This is a genomic window from Microbacterium testaceum (genome assembly GCF_001476655.1).
Lineage (GTDB): Bacteria > Actinomycetota > Actinomycetes > Actinomycetales > Microbacteriaceae > Microbacterium > Microbacterium testaceum_C.
In genome coordinates this window covers 1-865 of record NZ_LDRT01000243.1, presented here as the reverse complement: position 1 = coordinate 865, position 865 = coordinate 1, and the positions used below count along the sequence as shown (strand labels likewise).

The following is an 865-nucleotide window of genomic DNA, read 5'->3' as shown; positions in this document are numbered from 1 at the left end:
CCGTCTCCGGAGACGGCGATGTTCTCGGGCGAGAGCAGGAAGACCTTGCTGGTGACCCGCTCGATGCGCCCGTAAAGACCCAGCGACAGTCCGCTCGCGAAGTCGATGAGACGGCGCGCGTCGGCATCGCTCATCTGCGAGAGGTTGATGATGACCGGGATCCCCTCGCGGAAATTCTCGGCGATCGTCTGCGCGTCGCGGTACTGCTTCGGGTGCACCGTGAGGATCTCGCTGACCGGACCGGCAGCGGGCTGGCGCACCACGGCGGGTCGGTGCAGCGGGGTCACGGGAGCAGCCTTCTCGACCGGCGCGGTCTGCTGCGGCTGCGGCTTGCGCGCAGCCGGCTGCACAGGCTCCTCATAGGTCTCCTCCTCGTCGGCGAGGCCCAGGTAAACCATCGTCTTCTTGAGCGGGTTCGACATCGCATCCTCCGTTCGCTCGTCTGTGTCGAGGCTATCCGCGCACGGGCCTCGGACCCGTGATTGCAGACCCGATCCGCAGGTGTGTCGCGCCCATTGCCACCGCTTCCGGGAAGTCGCCGGTCATTCCCGCCGAGATCCACGTCGCCTCCGGGACGACCGTGCGCACGGCGTCCGCGCTCCGACGGAGACGCTCGAAGGCACGCGCCGGTTCCTCATCGAGGGGAGCGACGGCCATCACACCTCGAACGCGCAGCGACGACAGCCCTGCAGCGTGCACGGCGAGGGCCTCCACGTCATCCGGGACGACTCCCCCACGTCCGGCATCGTCCGTCAGGTTCACCTGCAGGAGAACGTCGAGCGGATCGAGAGAGCCCGCGGCATCCAGGGCGTCCGCGATACGGGGCCGGTCGACCGAGTGCACCACGTCGGCGGCCGCGCGGACG

Annotated in this window: 2 protein-coding genes; both read right to left on the bottom strand. The window is 68.9% G+C overall.

Annotated features, from left to right (window positions below; translation table 11 throughout):
* Positions 1-422: cell division protein SepF (locus NS220_RS18730; RefSeq protein ID WP_058625461.1), on the bottom strand; the 422-nt coding region annotated here is incomplete at its 3' end.
* A gap of 31 nt (positions 423-453) precedes the next feature.
* On the bottom strand, positions 454-865 hold a 412-nt coding region (locus NS220_RS18725), incomplete at its 5' end, for an alanine racemase (RefSeq protein ID WP_193755430.1).